This is a genomic window from Pseudomonas khorasanensis, from assembly GCF_014268505.2.
Lineage (GTDB): Bacteria > Pseudomonadota > Gammaproteobacteria > Pseudomonadales > Pseudomonadaceae > Aquipseudomonas > Aquipseudomonas khorasanensis.
In genome coordinates, this window is the sequence record NZ_JABWQP020000053.1 from 1 (window position 1) to 411 (window position 411).

Annotated in this window: 1 protein-coding gene; it reads left to right on the top strand. The window is 61.1% G+C overall.

Going from position 1 to position 411, the window contains the following annotated elements:
- Positions 1-411 (top strand): DUF4123 domain-containing protein (locus tag HU727_RS25550; RefSeq protein WP_217847162.1); only part of this gene is annotated, 411 nt, incomplete at both ends.

Below are 411 nucleotides of genomic sequence, written 5' to 3' on the forward strand. Positions count from 1 at the left end.
CCCCTACTCCACTTGGCAACCGGTGATGCCCTACGTCACCGAACTCAACGCCAACTCCGCCTTCCTGCCCTGGATCGCCGAAACCGACGCGCCCGACTGGGGCTGGCTGGCGGTGTCGCGCTCAGCGCCAAACGACGTCTTCGAGCATCTGCGCAGCCTCACGCAGGTGAAAATGCCGGACGGCACGGAGGTGTTTTTTCGGTTTTGGGATGGGCGGCATATCTACCCGATTCTGCATGGGCTGGGCGAAAAGGCTGGGGAAGTGATGCCGATGTTTGAGCGGTATCTGATTAATGGGAGATCGCTGGAGGTTGGGACGAGGGTGGTGCCGAAGGTGAAGGACTGGCCGTGGTGGGAGGTGCCGAAGGGGTTGTTGGAGGGGCTGATGGCAGAAAATCCCTCGACCGTTAC